Source organism: Xenorhabdus sp. SGI 60 (assembly GCF_056632175.1).
Genome location: NZ_CP196860.1, coordinates 95,704 through 118,728, shown reverse-complemented (window position 1 = coordinate 118,728; position 23,025 = coordinate 95,704). Strand labels below are relative to the sequence as shown.

22 protein-coding genes and 1 pseudogene are annotated in these 23,025 nt (G+C 47.7%); 19 read left to right on the top strand and 4 right to left on the bottom strand.

Annotated features, from left to right (window positions below; translation table 11 throughout):
• Positions 1–81: 81 nt before the first annotated feature.
• The 7 genes from ACSJJG_RS00535 (at position 82) to soxR (ending at position 7,190) form a co-directional block, all read left to right on the top strand.
• Entirely contained in the window at positions 82–1,272 is a 1,191-nt protein-coding gene (locus ACSJJG_RS00535) for a YhfX family PLP-dependent enzyme (protein ID WP_481088075.1), read from the top strand.
• 77 nt (positions 1,273–1,349) lie between these two features.
• On the top strand, positions 1,350–2,270 hold the full coding sequence (locus ACSJJG_RS00530; protein ID WP_481088074.1) for a phosphotriesterase-related protein: 921 nt from the start codon (positions 1,350–1,352) through the stop codon (positions 2,268–2,270).
• 93 nt (positions 2,271–2,363) lie between these two features.
• Entirely contained in the window at positions 2,364–2,726 is a 363-nt protein-coding gene (locus ACSJJG_RS00525; RefSeq protein ID WP_481088073.1) for a DUF2620 domain-containing protein, read from the top strand.
• Between the two features lie 10 nt (positions 2,727–2,736).
• Complete coding sequence (locus tag ACSJJG_RS00520; RefSeq protein ID WP_481088072.1) at positions 2,737–4,086, top strand: YhfT family protein; 1,350 nt, start codon at positions 2,737–2,739, stop codon at positions 4,084–4,086.
• Positions 4,087–4,090: 4 nt separating this feature from the next.
• A complete protein-coding gene (locus ACSJJG_RS00515; protein WP_481088071.1) occupies positions 4,091–5,176 on the top strand; it encodes an aminotransferase class V-fold PLP-dependent enzyme in 1,086 nt (361 codons plus the stop codon).
• Positions 5,177–5,562: 386 nt separating this feature from the next.
• Positions 5,563–6,531: a methyltransferase gene (locus tag ACSJJG_RS00510; protein ID WP_481088070.1), complete on the top strand. Its 969-nt coding sequence runs from the start codon at positions 5,563–5,565 to the stop codon at positions 6,529–6,531.
• Between the two features lie 197 nt (positions 6,532–6,728).
• Positions 6,729–7,190 (top strand): redox-sensitive transcriptional activator SoxR, encoded by a 462-nt coding sequence (soxR, locus tag ACSJJG_RS00505; RefSeq protein WP_481088069.1) that lies wholly within the window; start codon positions 6,729–6,731, stop codon positions 7,188–7,190.
• A 94-nt stretch (positions 7,191–7,284) separates the two neighbouring features.
• On the opposite strand, the gene paaZ is transcribed toward soxR, so the two are convergent.
• The gene (gene paaZ, locus ACSJJG_RS00500) at positions 7,285–9,348 is read right to left on the bottom strand and encodes a phenylacetic acid degradation bifunctional protein PaaZ (protein ID WP_481088068.1); all 2,064 of its coding nucleotides are present in this window, start codon (positions 9,346–9,348) and stop codon (positions 7,285–7,287) included.
• A gap of 328 nt (positions 9,349–9,676) precedes the next feature.
• Between paaZ and paaA the strand changes: the two genes are divergently transcribed.
• From paaA to paaX, 12 genes are all read left to right on the top strand, one after another.
• Positions 9,677–10,618, top strand: coding sequence for a 1,2-phenylacetyl-CoA epoxidase subunit PaaA (gene paaA / locus ACSJJG_RS00495; protein WP_481088067.1), 942 nt, complete (start codon positions 9,677–9,679; stop codon positions 10,616–10,618).
• A 41-nt stretch (positions 10,619–10,659) separates the two neighbouring features.
• Positions 10,660–10,947, top strand: a complete 288-nt coding sequence (gene paaB / locus ACSJJG_RS00490; RefSeq protein ID WP_481090338.1) for a 1,2-phenylacetyl-CoA epoxidase subunit PaaB — start codon at positions 10,660–10,662, stop codon at positions 10,945–10,947.
• A gap of 11 nt (positions 10,948–10,958) precedes the next feature.
• Positions 10,959–11,750 (top strand): 1,2-phenylacetyl-CoA epoxidase subunit PaaC, encoded by a 792-nt coding sequence (gene paaC, locus ACSJJG_RS00485; RefSeq protein ID WP_481088066.1) that lies wholly within the window; start codon positions 10,959–10,961, stop codon positions 11,748–11,750.
• Between the two features lie 26 nt (positions 11,751–11,776).
• A complete protein-coding gene (gene paaD / locus ACSJJG_RS00480; RefSeq protein ID WP_481088065.1) occupies positions 11,777–12,295 on the top strand; it encodes a 1,2-phenylacetyl-CoA epoxidase subunit PaaD in 519 nt (172 codons plus the stop codon).
• A gap of 31 nt (positions 12,296–12,326) precedes the next feature.
• Positions 12,327–13,415 carry a 1,2-phenylacetyl-CoA epoxidase subunit PaaE gene (paaE, locus tag ACSJJG_RS00475; protein ID WP_481088064.1) on the top strand — a complete coding sequence of 363 codons (1,089 nt, stop codon included), beginning with the start codon at positions 12,327–12,329 and terminating at the stop codon, positions 13,413–13,415.
• Between the two features lie 9 nt (positions 13,416–13,424).
• Positions 13,425–14,198 (top strand): 2,3-dehydroadipyl-CoA hydratase PaaF, encoded by a 774-nt coding sequence (paaF, locus tag ACSJJG_RS00470; RefSeq protein WP_481088063.1) that lies wholly within the window; start codon positions 13,425–13,427, stop codon positions 14,196–14,198.
• A 3-nt stretch (positions 14,199–14,201) separates the two neighbouring features.
• Complete coding sequence (gene paaG, locus ACSJJG_RS00465) at positions 14,202–14,999, top strand: 2-(1,2-epoxy-1,2-dihydrophenyl)acetyl-CoA isomerase PaaG (RefSeq protein WP_481088062.1); 798 nt, start codon at positions 14,202–14,204, stop codon at positions 14,997–14,999.
• 2 nt (positions 15,000–15,001) lie between these two features.
• Entirely contained in the window at positions 15,002–16,615 is a 1,614-nt protein-coding gene (locus ACSJJG_RS00460) for a 3-hydroxyacyl-CoA dehydrogenase (protein WP_481088061.1), read from the top strand.
• Positions 16,599–17,075: a hydroxyphenylacetyl-CoA thioesterase PaaI gene (paaI, locus tag ACSJJG_RS00455; RefSeq protein ID WP_481088060.1), complete on the top strand. Its 477-nt coding sequence runs from the start codon at positions 16,599–16,601 to the stop codon at positions 17,073–17,075. Before ACSJJG_RS00460 ends, paaI begins: the two co-directional genes overlap by 17 nt.
• The gene (gene pcaF / locus ACSJJG_RS00450) at positions 17,072–18,286 is read left to right on the top strand and encodes a 3-oxoadipyl-CoA thiolase (RefSeq protein ID WP_481088059.1); all 1,215 of its coding nucleotides are present in this window, start codon (positions 17,072–17,074) and stop codon (positions 18,284–18,286) included. Before paaI ends, pcaF begins: the two co-directional genes overlap by 4 nt.
• Positions 18,287–18,470: 184 nt before the next feature.
• Positions 18,471–19,757: a phenylacetate--CoA ligase PaaK gene (paaK, locus tag ACSJJG_RS00445; protein ID WP_481090337.1), complete on the top strand. Its 1,287-nt coding sequence runs from the start codon at positions 18,471–18,473 to the stop codon at positions 19,755–19,757.
• A gap of 172 nt (positions 19,758–19,929) precedes the next feature.
• Positions 19,930–20,871 (top strand): phenylacetic acid degradation operon negative regulatory protein PaaX, encoded by a 942-nt coding sequence (gene paaX / locus ACSJJG_RS00440; protein WP_481088058.1) that lies wholly within the window; start codon positions 19,930–19,932, stop codon positions 20,869–20,871.
• A gap of 5 nt (positions 20,872–20,876) precedes the next feature.
• Here paaX and ACSJJG_RS00435 read toward each other — a convergent pair whose 3' ends face one another.
• The 3 genes and pseudogenes from ACSJJG_RS00435 to ACSJJG_RS00425 all read right to left on the bottom strand — a co-directional run bounded on the left by ACSJJG_RS00435 (position 20,877) and on the right by ACSJJG_RS00425 (position 22,998).
• The gene (locus ACSJJG_RS00435; protein ID WP_189760312.1) at positions 20,877–21,395 is read right to left on the bottom strand and encodes an FAD-dependent monooxygenase; all 519 of its coding nucleotides are present in this window, start codon (positions 21,393–21,395) and stop codon (positions 20,877–20,879) included.
• Positions 21,385–21,919: pseudogene (gene abiEi / locus ACSJJG_RS00430) on the bottom strand (type IV toxin-antitoxin system AbiEi family antitoxin). The gene ACSJJG_RS00435 and the pseudogene abiEi overlap by 11 nt, the downstream one beginning before the upstream one ends.
• A gap of 176 nt (positions 21,920–22,095) precedes the next feature.
• The gene (locus ACSJJG_RS00425; RefSeq protein ID WP_282885549.1) at positions 22,096–22,998 is read right to left on the bottom strand and encodes an FAD-dependent monooxygenase; all 903 of its coding nucleotides are present in this window, start codon (positions 22,996–22,998) and stop codon (positions 22,096–22,098) included.
• Positions 22,999–23,025: the final 27 nt, after the last annotated feature.

Here is a 23,025-nt window from a genome sequence, read left to right as displayed (position 1 = left end):
TATTCAAAAAAATGAAAATTTATCTGTAAAAAATGTTGATTTCACACAGCTTGGCTGCTTTACAGCTATAAAGGGAGTCCTATGTTTATTGAGGCATTAAAAAAACAGAACCCTAAATTGATTGAAGTTGCAAAAAACCTTTGGCAACAAGGTGCAATCTTGCCAGATACCTACATCATCGACGTCGATCAGGTTTTGGACAATGGTCGGCGTTTGTTGCAAACCGCAGAGCGGTATGACATTGAACTCTATTTGATGACCAAACAAATTGGACGTAACCCATGGCTGACCAAGAAATTGATTGAACTCGGTTATCGCGGTGTCGTGGCTGTCGATTTCAGGGAAGCTTATAGCCTAAGCCAGCATGGTATTCCACTGTGCCACATCGGCCATTTAGTGCAGACCCCAACCCATTTAATAGAATCTATGCTCAAGCATAGTCCGAGTATCATTACCGTATTTTCCCTTGAAAAAGCCCAAGCTATTTCGGATATTGCGGAGAAATTGGGGCGAATTCAGCCCATCATGCTGAAAATATTTGATAAACGAGATATCGCCTTTCCCGGTCAAGAAGCCGGGATCGCCTTTAATGAGTTAGATACCATCGTGGATGCCTTAAAGCGCATGCCAGGCATCAAATTGAGCGGACTGACGCATTTTCCTTGCCTGGCATGGGATTCCCGCTATCAGATAACCTTACCTACCACCAATTTGCTCACCCTCATTCGTGCACGAAACCGACTGGAACAGCTCGGCATCAAACTTGCGCAAATTAATGCTCCGGCGGCCTCAAGCTGTAACACCATACCATTACTGGCCAAATACGGCGCCACTCACCTGGAACCAGGCCATGCCCTGACCGGAACCATCCCCGCTAACTTCTGCGGACGAGAGCCGGAACATATTGCAATGGTCTATCTCACAGAAATTTCCCATCACCACGATGGTCATAGTTACTGCTATGGTGGCGGCTATTATAAACGCGGGCGTATGAAACATGCATTGGTTCTCCCTGAACGCACCATCCCTCCAGGCATTACCCTGGCTAAAAAAGTACGCATACTGCGTCTGGGTGAACCCTGCATTGACTACCACCTCCCATTAGCAGGCACTCATCCTATTGGTAGCCCAGTGATCATGTGTTTTCGCCCTCAGATTTTCATAACGCGCAGCGATGTTGCCCTTGTTTCAGGTATTCAATCTGGCTCTCCAAAACTTGAAGGTATTTATGACAGTCAAGGAAATTGGAAAAATAGTGGTTATTGTGACTAATCCCCCCAACGAAGGTATTACAAATAAGATCATTCCATCATTAAATAATATTATTTTCGCTATAACGGAATTACCGCATGATCCGGCCGTTTGGCAATAAGGCAAATAATTTGATTGATGTTTCAGGCTACACCTATGTACATGAACACTTGCATATCGATCTCTCTGATGTGAAAGGAAATTTGGATTGTCGATTGGATCAATACGATCTGATCGTAGGAGAACTTCGTTACCTCTATATCCTTGGGGTAAGAAACATCGTGGAGATGACCAATCGTTACATGGGGCGCAACGCCGCTTTTCTGCTGGATCTGATGCGTGATACCCGTATCAATATCATTGCCTCGACCGGTTATTATAAACAACCATACTTCCCTGCCCATTTCAGTGAATTAAGTGTACAGGCTATCGCCGATGACATGATCGCTGAAATTGAAATTGGCATTGATGGCACCGCATTAAAAGCAGGGGTCATTGCAGAAATTGGTTCTAGTCTCGATCAAATTACGAAAGATGAGCAAAAGGTGTTCACTGCTGCGGCATTAGCACACCAGGCTACAGGCTGTCCCATTTCCACCCACACGACGTTAAGCACAATGGGACGTGAGCAGTTGGCGCTGCTAAAGGAGTTTGGCGTTTCCCCTGAATATGTGGCTATCGGTCATTGTGATCTGAGAGATAACCTGGGCACCATTATTCCGCTGCTAGAGGCCGGAGCATGGGTACAATTCGATACAATCGGCAAGAATAATTACTATCCCGACAGTCGGCGCATTACCATGTTACAAGAGGTTGCCAAGCGTGGGCTGCTTGATCGGGTCATGCTTTCCCAAGATATCACGCGTCGATCGCATTTGAAAAACAATGGGGGAAATGGCTTTGATTACTTGCTAACCGTATTCGTTCCCATGTTGCTGGAAGCTGGTTTTTGCCAAAAACAGATAGACCAAATGCTGCGTGATAATCCTGCACAATTTTTCCAAGGTAAGGTTAAATAAAAAATAAATCTATAAAACAGAACGTTAATTCTAAAAACTTAGCTTTTTCAAAAAGCAATCCGATATGAAGATACAAAAGAGAGGGATAACAACATGAAATTTGTCGTTGGTGGACAAATAGAGAAACAGGCAATAGCCGAAGGTATTCGTCAATTAGCAGGCAATAAAGCCACCGCCATTACCATCATGAATGATATTGACGCGGCGATGGCAATTAAAAATGGCGAAGCGGATTACTATTTTGGCGCGTGCAATACGGGGGGAGGAGGTGCGTTGGCAATGGCAATTGCTCTTATTGGACTAAACCAATGTGTCACCATCGGAATGCCGGGAAAAATCCTGTCTAATGACGAGATCATCGCCCATGTGAAAGCAGGCAAGAAGGCATTTGGCTTTACCGGCCAAGATATTGATATCGTCCTGCCTGTGATCATCAATACCATCATCTCACTGTAAGGAGGCAATCATGCAACATTTCCATGATTTCCTGCTGAGATTGATGGAAGTTGATCCTTTTAAAGCCGGGTTATTGGCAACCATTGGTGCCATTGCCGCTATGATGGCAAACCGTGGTATCGCCGTTTTCCACGATGGCCTGCGGCCACTTTTGCCGGAATACCTTGAAGGTCGCATGAGCCGCAAAACGCTTGCCGCAACCAGTTTCGCCCTGAGCATCGGTTTGGTTGTCGGTTTTGGCATTCCCTTTTCACTCACTGCCCCAATTGTCTTGGTTCACAGCCTGTTACTCGGTACAGACATGATCGGGATTTGGTGTACTAACAGCCGGAGAGGTTTTATCACCTCTGGCATCATTGGTGCCTTATATGCCATCGCGTTGCTGGCTGGTCTGCGTTCGGTGGTGGAACTGTTTGCCATGCTGCCCGTCAATTTCACCGATGACCTCAAGAAAGTGGGCGATCCGATTGTGGCCTGTTTTGCCCTGTTTCCTGCGATGGTCGTCGGCTATCAATATGGCTATCGCAAAGGGCTTTTAGTCATGTTCACCGCACTGGTCGGCTATCTGGCAACCAAGGCCATTGGCCCATTGAGCTTTGGGGGGATGATCGAAAAACCCGTCAGCATTGACCCTAACGGCGCGGCACTATTGCTGTCAATGATTGCCATGTTCTACTTTGCAATGCGTGAGCGCCCAACGCAGATAGCGGAGCAAAAAGGCACCAACGAGGTCTTAGTCGGCCTGTTTTCAACCCGCATAGAGCGTATCCAAAAAAACAAATGGCTGTTAATCCTGTGCGGTGGCCTGACCGCCAGTGCAGCCACCATGTCTTTTAGCCTGCTGGCGGAAGGGCCTGTTTCCCTGCAACTCATGGCACAAGGTGAGCAGACCAATGCACTACTGGTAGCACTGGCACGTGCCATTAGCTTTATCCCGTTAGTGGGTACGACAGCTATCGCCACCGGCGTTTATAGTCCAAATGGCATGAAATTTGTGTTTGTGGCAGGGTTAGCAACTAACAACCCATGGATTGCCTTTATCGCAGGCGGTATCACCATGTTTATTGAAATCCAGCTACTGGCAAAAATCGCTATCTGGTTGGATAAATACCCTGGAGTGAAAGCGTGCAGCGGACATATTCGTACCGCGATCACCAAAATGCTCGAAGTTGCCTTGCTGGTTGGTGCCATGATTGCTTCCAATGCCATTCTGCCGGGTATGGGCTTTATGATCGTGGCGGGTATCTACCTGCTTAACCGTACATCCAAACGTCCTTTAGTGGAAATGGCTATTGGCCCAATTGCAACCATCATCGTGGGTATTCTTGCAAACTTGCTCTTTCTGCTGGGAATAAAATAAGAAAATGCAAACCTATCCATTGCAAAACATGACGATGGCGCAAGCGCAACAGCAACAATTCAGGCTGGTTGATATTATTTGTCGCCACTTTCCTGGTGCTGATTTTCTTTCGCAAGGCGATCTGGGCTTGGTCCCAGATCTTCACCAACCACGGATGACCCGACGCATTGAAGCGGTGATTGCAGAGTTTTTTGGTGCTGAAACTGCCGCTTTTGTCAATGGAGCAGGAACAGGCGCATTACGCGCGGGGCTGGCCGCTTTGGTCAGCCCTAATTCAACGTTACTTGTGCATAATGCACCGATTTATCCCACAACCCAGGCATCGATTGAACAAATGGGGCTTCGTGTCGTTCAGGCAGATTTCAACCACACAAAGCAAATTGTGGCCGCTATTCAGCAATACCAACCCGCAGCCAGTCTTGTCCAACATACACGCCAGAAAATGTCTGACCGTTATTCCCTGCAAGAGGTTATCAGCACCCTGAATCAATATGACATTCCTTCATTAGTCGATGATAACTACGCGGCGATGAAAGTGGCACATATCGGTTGTCAATATGGCGCAACCCTTTCTACATTCTCTTGCTTCAAATTATTGGGACCACAAGGCGTTGGGTTAATTGTAGGAAAACAGGCAATTATTGATAATCTACGCCACAGCATGTACTCCGGTGGCTGCCAGATACAAGGTTATCAGGCTATGGAAGCGTTGCGCGGTATGGTATTCGCGCCAGTGATGCACGCAGTGCAAGCAGAAGTGAATAACGAACTGGTGACCCGTCTGAACCAAGGGGAGTTACCACAGGTGAAACACGCCTTTCTCGCCAATGCACAATCAAAAGTATTATTAGTGGAATTTCACGATCCCATTGCAGAAAGCGTACTCGCCACAGCCCATACACTTGGTGCACTCCCTTATCCGGTAGGTGCAGAGTCAAAGTTTGAAATCCCGCCTCTGTTTTACCGCATTTCCGGCACTTTTCGTCAAACAGATCCCACACTGGAACAGCGTATGATCCGCATCAATCCCAATCGCAGCGGTGCAGATACCGTAATGCGCATATTACGGGAAAGCTGTCAGTTGAAATAAAAAAGCACAGTCTATCTCAATGGATTTCAAGTTGCGTTACAGCAGCAAGGGAAGACGGAGGCATAGAAATAATGTAACGGGGTGAGTGAGTGCAGCAAAAAGAGGCAACTTGAAAAATCAAGGGTATAAATGGTAAATATCATTTCAGCATGTAAGGAAAGAGATAAAAACATTATATTTTTATTATTGTCTATTCATGTTATTACAAAAAACATTGGATTTAATTAGATAAATATCACTTGACCTCAAGTTAACTTAAGGTTTTATAGTGCATCCTTTAATCAGGAGAAAGTAATTATAAAATTTAAAATAAAAATACATATATCTAATGAAGTTAAAAATCAGCCGAATAAGTTTATGTAATAATTTGAACAAGGAGAGTAATAATGTCATTGGAACTGGTTACTGCCTATCGTAAATCAAATGCACTTTTTGCGTTTGTTGATAGCAAAGCACCATTATATTTAACGACCCAAGATGGCAAAACCGTAGAACAAATTGCTCAGCTATGTCATGTTTATCAAGATAGATTCCATAGGCTATTGGATTACATGCAAACCCTCAATGTGTTAACAAAAAAAGATGATAAATTTTACCTGACTGGACAATGGGCATCACTCAGTGATCCAAACAGCTTTGAAACATTATATATAAAGTTTGAGTTAGATCCTGCCTTCTGGAACGCTTGGTCACAATACAGTGCATCCTTAAGTAAAATGAATGAAAAATCTGCTTTTGAGCTTACCCATAATGAGCCATTTTTTGATTATCTCAGTCATAAAAATAATAAAAATATCAAAACGATTTTTGATAATTTATTGGCAAAAATGACAGATAAGATGAATAAATCTATTATTGAGCACATCCCTCTAAATGGCATTTTTTCATTTATGGATATCGGAGGTGGTGTGGGTTCTTTTGCAAAAAATATAAAAATGTATTATCCACACATCCAATGCCACGTCATGGATCAATATGATTTTTCTCGGCAAGAATCCGAAGGGGTTAACTTTATTAATGGTAATTTCTTTTCTGTTATTCCATCAGGATATGATGCTTACAGCATAAAAAATGTTTTGGATGATTGGCCTGATAATCAATCCATTGATATTTTGAAAAATTGTCATAAAGCAATGCGGGAGGATTCCGTTTTATATGTTATCGATATGATTAAAGAACAAAATGAGACTGTTTCATTTGATTTATATATAGATACCCTTCTGCTAGGCCGGAAACGATCTCAATCAGAATTTGAATTTATGGCAAAACAAGCTGGACTCTCTATTACAAATATCTACAGCATGAATTTTTCCACAGAAAATGGCAACTACTACATCATTGAAATGAAAAAATGAATTTGCACTAAAGTGTGTGACTGTTGCGGGGCTCTGGATCGCCCCTTGGCTATGGGGCTTGCCCCTGTTGATGTCATACACAATTTTCAGAGACAAGATACTGTCTTTTTTTCAAATTATAAAAAAGGAGTGCAGTATTTAATGACAAAATCATCATATATGTTCTACAACCTAAAGTTAACTTCGGGTCAATAGATATGGCGAAAGATAAAGACATTAATTTTAATAGGCCGTTAACTATCGGAGAGGTATCAAAACGTAGTGGAGTTACTATATCTACCCTCCATTTTTATGAATCGAAAGGGTTAATCAAAAGTTCACGTAATCAAGGTAACCAACGCCGTTTTCCTTCGATTGTATTGCGCTATATTGCGATCATCAAAGTTGCCCAAAGCACTGGAATCTCTCTGAAAGAAATAAAAAAAGCATTAGATCAGTTCCCACCTGACAGTAAATTGACAGCAGAACAATGGCTAACATTCTCTTCACAATTGCAGGATGTACTGGATCAGCGCATCAAAAAACTCATCCGATTGCGTGATAATTTAGGTAATTGTATCGGGTGTGGATGTCTTTCGTTAACAGCCTGTCCTTTACGTAATCCGAATGATGTTCTTGGACAAAATGGAACTGGCCCAAGAATTTTAGAAGAGGGTTAAAATGGACATGTGACACAAACAGCCTGAGGATTACCACTGCCCTTGCCTTTGACAATCCCCTCAGGCTCTTTTCCCTGACTTAACAACGCTTATCCTAAGCCGCATCACCTTGCTGCCGTTCTACTAACGTCAGGATACTATACAGCGCCACTGGCTGTTGTTCCTGGTTCAGCACCTGCACATCCCACATCACTACCCCATGTGGTTTATCTTCTGGCGTTTTCTGGACTTTCTTAATTTTCTTCTTGCAGGTCAGACGTACCTGAATGGTATCACCAATCTTAACCGGCTCAATGAAACGCAGATTTTCCATACCGTAGTTGGCAAGCACTGGCCCCACCGCGCTATCAACGAACAAACCCGCAGCAGCCGATACGACAAAATAACCATGTGCCACACGCTCGCCAAACAAGGATTCAGCCGCGCCGATTTTATCCATGTGGGCGTAGAAATGATCCCCACTCAAGCAGGCAAAATTCACGATATCCGCTTCCGTCACCGTCCGGCGAGCGGTCAGCAAACTTTCACCAATTTCAAGCTGCTCAAAATACTTGCGGAATGGATGTATCGGCTCTTCCTTCACTTTTGCGCCACGAACCCACTCACGGCCAATCGCTGCCAGCATACTTGGACTGCTTTGAATCGCTGTGCGCTGCATATAATGTTTCACGGCACGCAAGCCCCCCAACTCTTCTCCACCACCGGCACGCCCTGGTCCACCATGTACCAACATGGGCAGCGGGGAACCGTGTCCCGTGGACTCCGCAGAAGCCGCTTCATCCAGCACCAACATCCGGCCATGAGCACACGCAGTTTCCCGGATCACCTGTACTGCAATCTGTTCATCTGCCGTCACCAATGACCCCGCCAAACTACCCTGTCCCATCATCGCCAATGCAATCGCCTGCTCGGTATCCTGATACGCCATTAACGTGGCAACCGGCCCAAAGGCTTCCGTGTTGTGTACCACCTGATTGGTCATTGGATCAGCGCAGTAGAGCAATGTTGGTGGGTAAAATGCGCCATTACTGTTGCTATTGCCTGTCAACGCCAATTTATCCAGTGAACCGCCACATAAAACCTCACAGCCACTATTGCGCAATTCGTTAACCTTCGCCTGCACCTCATCACGCTGTTCCCGATTAATCAACGCCCCCATGCGCACTTCTGGTAAAGTAGGATCACCAACTGCCACGCCAGATAGCCGTTTAAGTAGCGCTTGTTTGACCACTGCCAATTGGCTGGCAGGGACAATAACGCGCCGGATAGCCGTACACTTCTGACCGGCCTTCACCGTCATCTCACGAGCAACTTCCTTGATGAAAACGCCAAATTCTGGCATGTCAGGTGTCACATCCGCGCCTAAAATACAGCAGTTAAGCGAATCCGCTTCCATCGTAAAAGGAATAGATTTTTCTATCAGTCGAGGATGGACACGCAACTTTCTCCCCGTTTGTGCCGAGCCGGTAAAGGTCACGGCATCCTGATAATCGAGATGATCAAACAGATTACCAATGCCACCACAGATCAATTGCAACGCCCCTTCCGGCACCAGACCGCTGTCGATGATCATTTTCACCATCGCCTGTGTCAATTGGGCGGATGCCGTAGCCGGTTTGATAATCGCCGGCATACCGGCCATCCACGTTGGTGCCAGTTTTTCCAGCATTCCCCAACAAGGAAAGTTAAACGCATTAATATGCAGCGCCACACCAGAACGGGAAGTCAGCACATGGCGAGCCACAAATTGAGACTGTTTAGACAGCGGGATCATCTCATCTTCCGGCCACAGGGTATCATCCGGCAATTCACGCCCGGCTAACCCGGCATAGGAGAACAGGGTTGCTACGCCCCCCTCAATATCCACCCAGCTATCCGCACGGGTTGCGCCTGTTTCTGTGGAAATGGCATACAGGGCTTCTTTGTTGGCGAGCAAGTGTTTTGCAACTGCCTTCATCATCTGCGCACGTTGCTGGAACGTCATCGCAGCCAGCGCCTTTCCGCCTTTTTCACGGGCGTAGCCTAAACTTTCTGCCAATGACAAACCTTCTGAAGAGACCTGATACAAAGCTTCGCCGCTTACTGCATGATGAATGGTTCTGGGATCACCTTGCCCATAAACCCAGGCACCACAAATGTAACTCGTTAACTGTTGCATTTTTTTCTCCACCGATTTAACCAATGAAACAATCATTAAGTATTGTAAGGCCATTTATGTATCACATATATGATTGACAAAACCACCCATGTAATTAACAAAAAATAAACATTATCATCTAATCACTTGTTAATATTTATCCCATCGCTAAATAAAAATAATTAATCAATTGTTTTATAAGGAATAAAAATTAATATTTTGATATGAACGACAAATACACAATTTTTATGTTTGCTATTTTTGTTATCAATTTGTAGATTTATAGTTATAGATAGTGATTCATTTTTATGTCTTATATCAAAAAATAAGAATCATAATGGAGTCGCATATGACAACAGATCCACTTCAGGCGAGCTTTGAGGCAAAAATAGCGGCAGATCTCTCAATCGAGGCTAAAGATTGGATGCCCGAAGCCTATCGCCAAACCCTGATACGCCAAATCGGTCAACACGCACACTCGGAAATCGTCGGCATGTTACCGGAAGCCAATTGGCTCACCCGTGCCCCGACCCTGCGTCGCAAGGCCATATTGCTGGCGAAAGTCCAGGATGAAGCCGGGCACGGGCTGTATCTCTACAGCGCCGCTGAAACATTGGGCTGTTCCCGTCAGGATATCTACCAAAAGTTGTTGGATGGCAAGATGAAATATTCTTCGATCTTTAACTATCCCACCCTCAATTGGGCTGATGTTGGCGTGATTGGCTGGCTGGTGGATGGTGCGGCAATTGTCAATCAAGTTGCCTTGTGCCGTGCCTCTTACGGTCCCTATGCCCGTGCGATGGTAAAAATCTGCAAGGAGGAAAGTTTCCACCAGCGGCAGGGTTATGAAGCGGTAACAGTGCTGGCGAATGGCAGCGAAGCCCAACGTGCCATGTTACAAGATTCTATCAACCGCTTCTGGTGGCCGACATTGATGATGTTTGGTCCCAATGACAGTAATTCCCCCAACAGCGCCCAGAGCATGGCATGGAAAATCAAGCGATTCAGCAATGATGAACTGCGGCAAAAATTCATCGACAACACCGTACCCCAGTTGGAAGCCTTGGGCATGACAGCTCCCGATCCTGAATTAGCTTGGGATGAAGCAACAGAACATTACCGTTTTGGTGAAATCAATTGGGATGAATTTTATCAAGTGCTGAAAGGACAAGGGATATGTAACCACGAACGACTGGCAGCCAAACGCCGGGCCTGGAAAAACGGATGTTGGGTACGGGAAGCGGCGGCGGTTCACGCCGGAAAAATAGCCGCCAAAAATCGTGTCGCTTAGTACCTTGCGTTACCTGAACCGCCTTGAAGGGAGTAAATCTAATGAACGATACCGATTGGCCACTGTATGAAGTCTTTGTCCGCAGTAAACAGGGACTGGCGCACCGTCACGTCGGCAGCCTCCACGCGGCCGATGATCAAATGGCACTAGAAAACGCACGTGATGCCTACACCCGGCGCAACGAAGGCTGCTCCATCTGGGTAGTAAAATCCATCTATCTGGTGGCGTCACAACCGGAAGATCGTGGCGCTTTTTTCGAGCCATCGGAGGATAAAATTTACCGTCATCCCACGTTCTACACCATTCCTGATGGCATCAAGAATATGTAGGGGACGAGAATATGCATACACATAAAGTTTCATCTCCCAACCATTCCCTGTTAAACCACCCCCTGTTCAACTATGTCCTTCGTCAGGGAGATACCCCACTGATTCTGGCACAGCGCCTGTGCGCATGGTGTGGACATGCACCAGAACTGGAAATTGACCTCGCTCTGTCCAACATCGGACTCGACCTATTGGGGCAAGCACGCCATTTCCTCAGTTATGCAGGCACCCTTTCAGAAACAGGGTTGGATGAAGATCATCTGGCGTTTTGGCGTCATGAGCGCGAATTCTGCAATCTGCTGCTGGTAGAACAACCCAATGGTGGCTTTAACGACACTTTGGTACGCCAATTTTTTATTGATGCCTATCACTTCCTGCTGCATCAAGCCTTGGAACAAAGCCGTGATCCCCAATTGGCAGCAATCAGTGCCAAGTCGTTAAAGGAAGTGGAATATCACCTGCGCTTTAGCCGAGGCTGGATGATCAGATTAGGGAATGGAACAGCATTGAGCCACGAAAAAATCCAGCAATCTATCAATCAACTGTGGCGATTTACCGGCGAACTGTTCCATTGTGACGAAATCGAGCAGCAACTGGCAGAAGAAGGCATTGCCGTTGACCCCAGCACGCTGCATGAACCGTGGCTGCAAATCATCAACGAAACGCTCACCGAAGCCACGCTAGCAATGCCACAAGAGGCGCCTTACCGACAAGGCGGAAAACAAGGGCTGCATACAGAACATTTGGGATACATGTTGGCAGAAATGCAATACCTGCAACGCACTTACCCCAACTGCAACTGGTGACAATACGGATGGTATAGGAGAAGATCATGGAACAGCAATGTAACCCTCGCTTCCATGCAGAGATACAACCGCCGGAAATTCATCAAATCTGGCAATGTCTGCACCAAATTGCCGATCCAGAACTGCCTGCACTCTCCATTACTGAACTTGGCATGATACGGGTCGTTACGCCGTTACAAAACGGCTGGCGGGTGACACTTACCCCAACCTATTCCGGCTGTCCTGCAACGGAGTACCTAATCGGAATCATTCAGGAAACACTGACACAAGCAGGCTTTTCGCCGGTGGATATCGAAGTGAGCCTGAACCCTGCGTGGACGACCGACTGGATAAATGCAGATGCCAAACAACGCTTGCGAACCTCTGGTATTGCCCCTCCGCAGGGATTGGCTTGCGAAAAAACAGCGGATATGGAACCCATTACCTGCCCGTACTGTAGCAGTCATGAAACAGAAACAATCAGCGAATTCGGTTCCACGGCCTGCAAGGCCCTCTATCGCTGTCGGAATTGTCTGGAACCATTTGATTATTTCAAATGCATTTAACGAGGAGTGCACTTAACGAGGAAAGTAGAAGATGTCCACTTTGCATCAAACACGCTCACATGGCTTTCATCGCTTAAGCATTACTGCCATCGAACGGGAAACGCCGGATGCTGTGGTTGTCACCCTGCATATTCCCGCTGAACTGAAAAAACAGTTCTGCTATCACCCCGGCCAACACCTGACACTCAAAGCGAAAGTGAATAACGAAGAACTACGCCGCTGCTACTCTATCTGTAGCTCGCCGTTGGATGATGTATTACAAATTGGCGTCAAGGCCATCCATCACGGCCGCTTTTCGGCCTTCATCAACCAACAATTAAAAATCGGGGATGAGCTGGAAGTCATGCAGCCACAGGGCAATTTTGGCCATCGTCCCGCTACAGATAAACAAGGGCACTATCTGGCTATCGCCGCCGGTTCAGGTATTACTCCTATTTTGTCGATCATCAAAAGTACGCTGGCACTGGAGTCCAATAGTACTTTTACCCTGATTTATGGCAATCGCACCAGTCGCTCTGTCATGTTCAAAGAAGCGCTGGCCGATCTCAAAAATTGCTACCTGAGCCGTTTTCAGGTGCTGTACTTATTCAGTCAGGAAACCACCGATAGCCCATTATTTAACGGACGTATTGATACTGAACACCTAAACCACATCGGCAAAATCCTGCTCAATTTTACCCAATTTGACCATACTTTTCTCTGCGGACCAGAAGCCATGTTGGATGATGCCCATTCTGCGCTGGAGCAGGCGGGGATACCTGTTGAACGCATCCATAGTGAACGTTTCAATACCGGACAAGCCACGATAAATTCCCGCCCTGCCAATCTTGCAGAACGCAGTGAAACCCGCGTTGAGATCCACCTGGATGGCCGCATCCTCAACATTGCCATGAACGCCGAAGATGACAGCATCCTCGATGCCGCATTACGCCAGGGCGCAGATTTGCCCTACGCCTGCAAAGGAGGAGTATGCGCTACCTGTAAATGCCAGCTTAAAGCCGGCGAAGTAGATATGAGGGTGAACTACAGCCTTGAACCCGATCAATTGGCTGCCGGTTATATTTTGAGCTGCCAGTCATGGCCGAAAGGCGGTGGTGTCGTTGTCGATTTTGATGTCTGAGGAGTCACCATGAGTCAGGAATGGATTTTATGCCACCAGCAGCAAAGGGTACGCACATTGACCCTAAACCGGCCAGAAGTGCGCAATGCCCTCAGTAATGATTGTCTGGAACAGCTCGTGCAGCAATTGGAACTCGCGGAGGCAGATAACGGTACAGGCGCCATTGTTATTACGGGATCCGGGCGCTGTTTCGCGGCAGGTGCCGATCTGAGAGAACTACAACAACAAAGCGTTGCTACAGCCATGACGGATCGCCGTCCACAACTTTGGCAATGTTTAAATAATATCAGCAAGCCCCTGATCGCTGCTGTCAATGGCTACGCACTTGGCGCTGGCTGCGAACTGGCATTGGCTTGTGATTTGGTGATTTGTGGAGAAAGCGCCCGTTTTGGCCTGCCAGAAATCACCTTGGGGCTGATGCCAGGGGCGGGAGGAACACAACGGCTCATCCGCAGCGTCGGCAAGGCATTGGCTTACCAGATGGTATTGACCGGCGAAGCTATCGATGCCCATCGCGCCCTGGGAGCGGGTCTGGTCAGCGAAGTTTGCCCTGATGCCCTGACACTAGAACGTGCAAAGCAGATAGCGCAACGCATCAGCGAATTTTCCCCTCTGGCATTGCGGGCAGCCAAAGCAGCCCTCAAGACCGCCCAAGAAACAAGCCTGTCACAAGGGCTACTCGCCGAACGCCAGCATTTTGTTACGTTGGCAGGCACAACCGATCGTCAGGAAGGCATCTCCGCCTTTTTGGAAAAACGTAAACCAACATTTAAAGGGTTCTGATCGATGGAAAACATGTCAACGGTACTGACTGATATACAAGCAGGTGTCCTTAGCATTACTCTCAACCGTCCAGAATGCCTCAATAGTTTTAACGAGGAGCTGCACCAACAATTAAGTCAGGCAATGGATATTGCTGAACAGGATGAGTCCGTACGCTGTGTCCGGCTCACCGGAGCTGGACGCGGCTTCTGTGCCGGACAAGATTTAAATGATCGCAATGTCGTTATCTCTGATGGTGGTATCCCTGATCTCGGCCAATCGGTTGAACGCTACTACAACCCGCTAATCCGGCGTATGACTTCCCTGCCTAAGCCCATTATCTGCGCCGTCAACGGCGTAGCGGCGGGGGCTGGTGTTTCCCTTGCCTTGGCCTGTGACATAGTTATCGCTTCTCGTACCGCCAGTTTTATTCAGGCTTTCTGCCGTATTGGCCTGACACCTGATTCTGGCGGTAGCTGGTTCCTGCCTCATAAGATTGGGCAGGCGCGGGCAATGGGGATGGCACTTTTGGGCGACAAAATCAGCGCTGAACAAGCGCTGGATTGGGGAATGATCTGGCAGGTTGTTGAGTCAGACGAATTGGAAGATAAAACCCAGAAGCTCGCCCTACACCTTGCTGCCCAACCTACCCTGGCCCTTGGCTGCATCAAGCAAGCCACCTATGCAGCCGCAGCCCATACGCTGGAACAACAGCTTGCTCTCGAACGAGATTTACAACGTCGGTGCGGGCATAGTGAAGATTTCCGTGAAGGTGTCAATGCGTTCATTGAAAAACGTCAGCCGATGTTCAAGGGGAAATGATCATGAACACGCCTCACCTCCACGGTCCCATAGCCGTTATCGGTGCGGGAACAATGGGCATCGGCATTGCTCAGGTTGCGGCTCAAGCAGGACATTCCGTCCTGCTGTTTGACATCAACGGTGAAGCGGTCAGTCAGGCGCTGGACAATTTACGCACGCGCCTGCATCAACGTGTGGCAGCAGGCAAAGCAGAAGCCAGCGCAACAGAAGCCCTGTTACAACGCCTCACTCAGGCGAATTCGTTACATGCGCTGGCACCGTGTGGTCTGGTGATTGAAGCCATTGTCGAACAACTGGAATCTAAGCAAAATCTCTTCCAGCAACTGGAATCCATTTGTTCACACCAAACCCTGTTTGCCAGCAACACTTCTTCGTTGTCGATTACCGCCATTGCCCGTGTTCTGTCTGCACCACAGCGCATGGCAGGGCTACATTTTTTCAATCCGGCCCCCCTGATGAAACTGGTGGAAATCGTGCAGGGTCTGGAAACGTCATCCCAAACCGTGGCTACGCTCAAAACCCTCGTGACCGACTGGAAAAAACAGCCGGTGATTTGCCGTTCTACGCCCGGGTTTATCGTCAATCGCATCGCCCGGCCGTTCTATGCTGAAGCTCTGCGCGCACTGGAAGAGCAGATTACAACTCCCGCCACACTGGATGCCATTTTCAAAGAATCTGGCGGTTTCGCGATGGGGCCGTTGCAGCTGATGGATTTGATCGGCCATGATGTTAACTATACCGTGACTGAATCCCTGTTCCATGCCTTCCATTATGATCCCCGCTTCCAGCCTTCACTGCTGCAAAAAGAGCTGGTGGATGCCAATCATCTTGGGCGTAAACGCGGTCGTGGTTTTTACGCCTATGACATAAAAGGAAGCAGCGGAAAAAAAGAGACCCAGCCGCAACCCAAACTAGAACCGAAATACACCAAAGCACAAAAACAGCCAGTGCGGATCAAGGCGACAGGAAATTGGGCGGCATTGCCACACTTTGTCGCCCCGTTACAACAGCCTGAGTTACAAAAATATGGGATCATTTTCGAAGAAAGCAAAAATGACCGATTTCACTCCCCGACCTTGCAAATTGATGACATTCTTTTGATTCTGACCAAAGGGAGAACCTGTGCCCAGATTGCCGACGAAGTCAGGATACCCGTGGTGCAATTTGACCTTTCTGCCAATCACCAATCGGCTTCTGTCATGACACTCAGTGCCGCCTGCCAGAATACGCCCCAACAAACAACAAAGGTGATCGGCTTTCTGCAATCCCTCGGTAAACAGGTCATTCTCCTGCCGGATTATCCCGCCCTGCTAACAATGCGTACCGTCGCCATGCTGTGCAACGAAGCGCTGGATGCCATCAATAAAGGCATCGCCAGCGCTGAAGATATCGATCTGGCGATGCGCCACGGTGTGAATTATCCCATTGGACCGCTGACATGGGGTGAACAGTTGGGTTGGAAACATATTCTCAGTACGCTGGAAAATTTGCAGAAGTTTTATGGGGAACCCCGTTACCGCCCAGCCCCCTTACTGCGCCAACTCGCGGCAGGGCATACCCAATTCCCCTATCAACAGGCCCAAAAACACAAGAAAGGGGATGACTATGCAAAATAATGTCAACACGGCTCGCCATCACATTGAAACCCTTTATACCCAAGATAGCTGCGCCCAAAATATGGGTATGCATATTGAACATATTGATATCGGGTTGGCCCGACTCAGTATGAAGATCATGCCTCACATGCTCAACGGTCATCAACGTTGTCACGGTGGCATTCTGTTCAGTCTGGCAGATACGGCTTTCGCCTATGCCTGTAACAGTGAAGGACTGGCTGCGGTCGCTTCCAGAGGCAGCATTGATTTTATCCGTCCGGCATTAGTGGGTGATCGACTGACCGCCACCGCTTCCGTTCGGCATCAAGGCAAAAACACTGGCCTGTACGACGTGGAGATCATCAACCAGAACGGCAACGTTGTGGCTTTTTTCCGCGGTTACTCCCATCGTCTCAGCCACCCTATTTCTGACAATACGGTGAAAAAAACTCAGCCAAACCGTCAGGGAGAGCAATCATGAACCACGCATTTATCTGTGATGGTATCCGCACACCTATCGGCCGTTATGGTGGAGTTCTGTCCAGCCTGCGGGCTGATGATCTGGCAGCCCTACCGCTACGGGCATTGATGACGCGTTATCCAGCATTGGATTGGCAACAAATCGATGATGTGATCCTCGGCTGCGCCAATCAGGCAGGAGAAGATAATCGCAACGTCGCACGTATGGCACTATTGTTGGCAGGGCTACCAAATTCGGTCTCTGGTACGACAGTCAACCGGTTATGTGGCTCAGGCCTTGATGCGTTGGCCTTCGCCGCTCGCAGTATTAAATCCGGCGACGCCCAATTGATATTGGCGGGTGGCGTTGAATCTATGACCCGTGCTCCTTTTGTGATGGGCAAAGCAGACAGTGCTTTCAGCCGGCAGGTTGAGATCTTTGATACCACCCTTGGCTGGCGCTTTATTAACCCTCTGATGCAACAGCAATTCGGCACAGATTCCATGCCAGAAACGGCAGAAAATATCGCCGCCCAATTTAAAATTAGCCGCGATGACCAGGATGCCTTCGCCCTGCGCAGCCAGCAACGTGCCGCCAGCGCGCAACAACGCGGTGTACTGACCGGGGAAATCATCCCTGTCACTCTGCCCGCATCCAACAAAAAAGGCGTAGCAACGATCATCGCACAGGATGAGCATCCCCGACCCGAAACAACGTTCGAACAGCTACAACAGCTCAAAACCCCATTCCGTACGGACGGCACCATTACCGCAGGCAACGCTTCCGGCGTCAACGATGGCGCGGCAGCACTGATCATCGCCTCAGAAATAGCAGCCTTATGCCAGGGGCTGACACCACGGGCGCGCATCGTCGCAACGGCAACATGTGGTGTTGAGCCACGCATCATGGGGATCGGGCCACTGCCTGCGACTCGCAAGGTACTGGAACTCACAGGCTTAACCCTAAATCAAATGGATGTTATTGAACTGAATGAGGCTTTCGCTGCACAAGCACTGGCTGTTATGCGCCAACTCGAGTTACCAGATGATGCAGAGCACGTAAACCCGAATGGTGGAGCGATTGCGCTGGGGCATCCTCTGGGTATGAGCGGCGCCCGCCTTGCGCTAACTGCCACCCTTGAACTGGAGCGACGGGCCGGACGTTACGCCTTGTGCACCATGTGCATTGGCGTGGGACAAGGCATCGCCATGATTATTGAACGTGTTTCATAGCCGCTATTTTCACAACAACCATAACCATTTTTACAACAACAAACTGATACACGATTACCTGACTTAACCAACACCTGCATATCACTACGTGCACATAACGACAAAAGCAACCTGTTACAAACAAATCAACAAAAGGACAGGAAACGATGAGCAACAACGTAAAAAACCTAGAAAATCCCAAAATCTGGATGCCATTGAGTTTGCTTCACGTGATGAGATTCAGGCGTGGCAATTTAACCAGATGAAATGGACCCTCAACCACGCTTACAGCAACGTTCCCATGTACCGCCACAAATTTGATACAGCCGGAATCCATCCGAGTGATTTCAGGCAACTCAGTGACATCGCCAAATTTCCTTACACCACCAAGCAAGATCTGCGTGAACATTATCCTTTTGATGCCTTCGCCGTCCCGATGGAACAGATAGTTCGCATTCATGCATCATCCGGCACAACGGGACGCCCAACGGTGGTGGGTTATACCCAACAGGACATCGATAATTGGTCAGAGCTGGTCGCCCGCAGCCTGCGATTTGCCGGGGCAAGTGCCAAAGACAAAGTTCACATCGCCTACGGTTACGGCCTGTTCACAGGAGGATTGGGAGCGCACTATGGTGCCGAACGACTGGGAGCAACCGTCATTCCGGTATCTGGCGGTAACACCACCAGACAAGCGCAACTGATTGTGGATTTCAAGCCTGACATCATTATGATGACGCCTTCTTACTGCCTGACTTTACTGGATGAGCTGGAGCGCCAAATGGGTGGGGATGCCAGCACATGCTCCTTACGTATTGGTATTTTTGGCGCAGAACCGTGGACAACCACCTTACGTACTGAAATTGAAACACGTATGGGTATCAAAGCCCTAGACATCTATGGCCTGTCCGAAGTAATGGGACCAGGCGTTGCCATGGAATCACTGGAATACGCCGACGGCTCTACCATCTGGGAAGATCATTTCTACCCGGAAGTCATTGATCCTGACAACCTGAATAACCTGGCAGATGGCGAAACCGGAGAGCTGATCCTCACCACCCTGACCAGAGAGGCCATGCCCGTGATCCGTTATCGCACCCGCGACCTGACACGCTTATTGCCCGGTACGGCGCGTAATATGCGGCGCATGGACAGGATCACCGGACGTTCCGATGACATGCTGATTATTCGTGGTATTAACGTGTTCCCATCACAGGTAGAAGAACAGATCATGCACATCAAAGAACTATCGCCGCACTACCAATTGGAAGTAAACCGTGTCGGCAATTATGACAAACTATCCGTCAAGGTCGAACTGAAAGAATCAGACCTGTTGAACTCTCAACAACGCAGCGACATCAGCCATCAATTGCGCCATCACATTAAATCCATGATAGGACTCAATACAGATGTCAGTATTGTCAACTACGGAGACATCCCTCGTTCAGAAGGAAAAGCCGTTCGGGTAATCGATAATCGCCCACATGATTAAACCTTTCGCCATCGCAATTTAAATAATATGAAACAGCGGTGGCACCTTTTTCCAATGGTATTTTTCCCAATAGTATGTCGCCTTAAAGGGATTTTTCTAAGCGTATCGATTAAGCATATTTATACAGTTATGCTAATGTCATGACACACTTTTGAGCAGATTACAGAAAAATATGACGCACAAACTTGACGACTTTATTCGGCACGCCCTTGATGCCCAACCTATCAGCGGAACATCACTGATCATCTCCCTATATGGCGATGCTCTCAGCCACCGTGGTGGTGAAGTCTGGCTTGGCAGTTTGAGCCTCTTGCTGGAACCGATGGGGTTTAGTGACCGTTTCGTGAGAACATCCGTATTCAGGCTGCAAAAAGAGAGGTGGCTTACAGTAGAAAAACTCGGGCGACGCAGTTATTACCGCATCGCCGAACGGGGAATGCATCAATTTCGTCATGCAGAGGATAAAATCTATCTCAGCGAGCAGCCAGAATGGGATGGCAAGTGGGATCTGTTGCTATTGGAAGGCACAACCAAAAATGAGCGTACCCGCCTGAAAAAAGCGTTGGGCTGGCTCGGATTCGCGCAATTTAACAGCACCCTGATGGCTGCACCAAGCAATTCCCAAAGAGACATTCTCTCTCTGTTGGGAGAACTCAACGCCAGCGATTCTGTCATCTACTTCCGTGCTGATTATCCTTACCCGCATTCGGAGCAGAGCCTGAAAGAACTTGTATCCATCAATTGGTCACTGGCGCAGATATCACAGCATTATCACGAATTTATTGTTTTCTTCCGTCCGTTGATGACACTGCTACGGGATTGCCATGAGGCCGACCTGACTCCAGAACGCTGTTTCCAGTTGCGTCTGCTGCTGATTCATTTTTACCGCCGCGTAGTGCTACGCGATCCACAGTTGCCGAGTGCCCTGCTACCAGCACAATGGGAAGGGCAGATTGCCCGTAATTTGTGTATAAATATTTATCAGCACATTGACCTTGCTGCGACACGCTATGTCAGTGAACACGGTGAAACGACCATTGGACAATTACCTCAACCCTCCGCCGCGTATTACCGACGTTTTGGCGGATTACACAATGAAATAGGGGCCTATTAGGAGATTCACAAAAGTCCTGCGTTTTTATACGGCGTGAATCCGAACATCTCTTTAATCGTTTCGGTTTCGTAATTGGTCGTCGTCATGGCAATTTCTTGACTACGCTCTTGGGGATTGAGGTTTCGGAGCATCAGATCTCTTTCATTCATTTTACGATTTGCCATGACAATTTTAGAGACGGCAGGTATACGAACATATTCATATGCCGCGATTGCAGATTCGAAATCAGGGTATTCATATAGCGCATAGGCAAGAGTTTCTGCATCAATAATAGCTTGGGTTGCACCATTTGCCCCAACCGGAAACATCGGGTGCGCAGCATCACCCAGCAGAACACACCGCCCACGACTCCATTTTTCTAATGGTTGCCTATCTACCATCGCGGTTCGCATAATTGTTTTACTCATGGTGATGACTGTTCTTAGATCTAACCAAGCAAAATGCCATTCTTTAAGCAGATCAAGCAGGAAATTTGTCGCCTGCGAGCGATTGATTGCCGTATCAGGCAGAGTCTCATATGACATAGTCGAGTTCCTCCAGCTGCACTAAATGTATATTCCTACCTACTCTTTTTTGGTCACGCAAAGCCGTCTCTTTTTTTGCGATACGCAGGGGCCCACGGCTTTCTAATGTTGCTTTCAGAATTTCGTTAGGCTTTCTGCTAGTGTGGGTGATTTCAATAACTCCCCACGGTGTTTTAAACTCTCCTGTTCTGCCAGTAGACATAATGGTCAGGCGATCAATGGGAATTTGTGAGATGAGCCCATATTGCGATAAAGCTGACTCCAGACTGATGTAATTATATTCACCTCGTCGGATATTTTGGCGATAGTTTCCAGAGGATAGCTTCCCATACTGGCCCGCGTTAGGCATAAACGCCTTTGGTAATGCGAAGTAACAGCCCAGCTTTGACGAGGCGATCAATAGATTTTTGCAATGTCCGGGAAGGTTCGTCAGCAAAGATGACTTCCAAATCTTGTAAAAGGAAAATAGCTCTTCCCATTTTGCTGAACTCATCTAACTTGTTAATTGCTGTGATCCTATCCATTTCATTATCTCCACTCTGACACCCCCTTAAAGGGTGTTATGTGTATAGATATTGATCATAGCAATTATTTCTATACACAAAAACCCCATTTTAGGGAGATTTGTGTAAACAACAATCTGCCCCGATCGCGCTTATCTCGCCAAAACTAAAAAATATTGTGAGGATATTCGATTACGCTAACGATTTATCCAACTCTCTAAACGTGTTTTTGCCTGTGTAATATCACTCCCCAACCACAAAACAATGCCATCAGGTCTCACGATAGTCGCCTGTCCATCTCGCAGTAGTTTCTGAGGAGAAATTATCTCAACCACCGTCAATTGTTGAGCAGCGGTTTGAAAATATGATTGCAGTGCAGATACCAGTCTGGGTGCATGATTGTGTATTAAGACAAACTGTCTTTCCCGCAATACTTCTGTCAGCTTACGTTCCTGTCCCGCATGACGCAGCACTACATGCGGTAAACGCTGACCAACTCGCTTATGATCACCTTTCTGTCGCAGGCAATGATATTGAGCATCTTCACCAGCCAACATCCTGACAACTTTTTTCTCGATATAGGGAATTTTGGTTGCCTGCACGCCAATCCAATGCACCATTCGCCCCCAAATACCTGTCGCTGTATTGAATTTAAACAGTAAGTCTGTATTTTTTAATGCCGCTTTTGCTATCGGCCTGCGTTCGTTTTCATAGGAATCCAGAATATCTGGCAATAAAGTTCCCTGAATAACGCCAGCCAATTTCCAACCTAAATTGGCCGCATCACCGATCCCCATTTGAAGCCCTTGACCACCAGCAGGAACATGGGTATGAGCCGCATCACCAAGCAGGAAGATCTTTCCCTCTCGATACCGTTCCGCTAACCGCTGTTTACTTCTGTAACGTGCACTCCATAAAATATCGCCTAACCCAAAATCCTGCCCCAAAATGGCAGACATACTACTCGCAATCTCTTCTCTGGTAACAGGTTGCTTGACCGGCAAATCCATTCTTTGATTATCTTCAATGCTGATGCGATAAGTACCATCTGGTAATGGAAATAGCGCAACCAAACCTCTCGAAACAGAGCGCGCATACACCGCTGGAATACGCCTATCATTTTGAAA

Coding starts and splice junctions, on each gene's coding strand:
- ACSJJG_RS00530 (WP_481088074.1), top strand. CDS start 1,350: ATGATCCGGCCGTTTGGCAATAAGGCAAATAATTTGATTGATGTTTCA.
- paaF (WP_481088063.1), top strand. CDS start 13,425: ATGAGTCAGGAATGGATTTTATGCCACCAGCAGCAAAGGGTACGCACA.
- paaE (WP_481088064.1), top strand. CDS start 12,327: ATGTCCACTTTGCATCAAACACGCTCACATGGCTTTCATCGCTTAAGC.
- ACSJJG_RS00460 (WP_481088061.1), top strand. CDS start 15,002: ATGAACACGCCTCACCTCCACGGTCCCATAGCCGTTATCGGTGCGGGA.
- ACSJJG_RS00510 (WP_481088070.1), top strand. CDS start 5,563: ATGTCATTGGAACTGGTTACTGCCTATCGTAAATCAAATGCACTTTTT.
- ACSJJG_RS00435 (WP_189760312.1), bottom strand. CDS start 21,395: ATGTCATATGAGACTCTGCCTGATACGGCAATCAATCGCTCGCAGGCG.
- ACSJJG_RS00525 (WP_481088073.1), top strand. CDS start 2,364: ATGAAATTTGTCGTTGGTGGACAAATAGAGAAACAGGCAATAGCCGAA.
- paaX (WP_481088058.1), top strand. CDS start 19,930: ATGACGCACAAACTTGACGACTTTATTCGGCACGCCCTTGATGCCCAA.
- paaA (WP_481088067.1), top strand. CDS start 9,677: ATGACAACAGATCCACTTCAGGCGAGCTTTGAGGCAAAAATAGCGGCA.
- ACSJJG_RS00520 (WP_481088072.1), top strand. CDS start 2,737: ATGCAACATTTCCATGATTTCCTGCTGAGATTGATGGAAGTTGATCCT.
- soxR (WP_481088069.1), top strand. CDS start 6,729: ATGGCGAAAGATAAAGACATTAATTTTAATAGGCCGTTAACTATCGGA.
- ACSJJG_RS00515 (WP_481088071.1), top strand. CDS start 4,091: ATGCAAACCTATCCATTGCAAAACATGACGATGGCGCAAGCGCAACAG.
- paaG (WP_481088062.1), top strand. CDS start 14,202: ATGGAAAACATGTCAACGGTACTGACTGATATACAAGCAGGTGTCCTT.
- pcaF (WP_481088059.1), top strand. CDS start 17,072: ATGAACCACGCATTTATCTGTGATGGTATCCGCACACCTATCGGCCGT.
- paaD (WP_481088065.1), top strand. CDS start 11,777: ATGGAACAGCAATGTAACCCTCGCTTCCATGCAGAGATACAACCGCCG.
- paaZ (WP_481088068.1), bottom strand. CDS start 9,348: ATGCAACAGTTAACGAGTTACATTTGTGGTGCCTGGGTTTATGGGCAA.
- ACSJJG_RS00535 (WP_481088075.1), top strand. CDS start 82: ATGTTTATTGAGGCATTAAAAAAACAGAACCCTAAATTGATTGAAGTT.
- paaC (WP_481088066.1), top strand. CDS start 10,959: ATGCATACACATAAAGTTTCATCTCCCAACCATTCCCTGTTAAACCAC.
- paaB (WP_481090338.1), top strand. CDS start 10,660: ATGAACGATACCGATTGGCCACTGTATGAAGTCTTTGTCCGCAGTAAA.
- paaI (WP_481088060.1), top strand. CDS start 16,599: ATGACTATGCAAAATAATGTCAACACGGCTCGCCATCACATTGAAACC.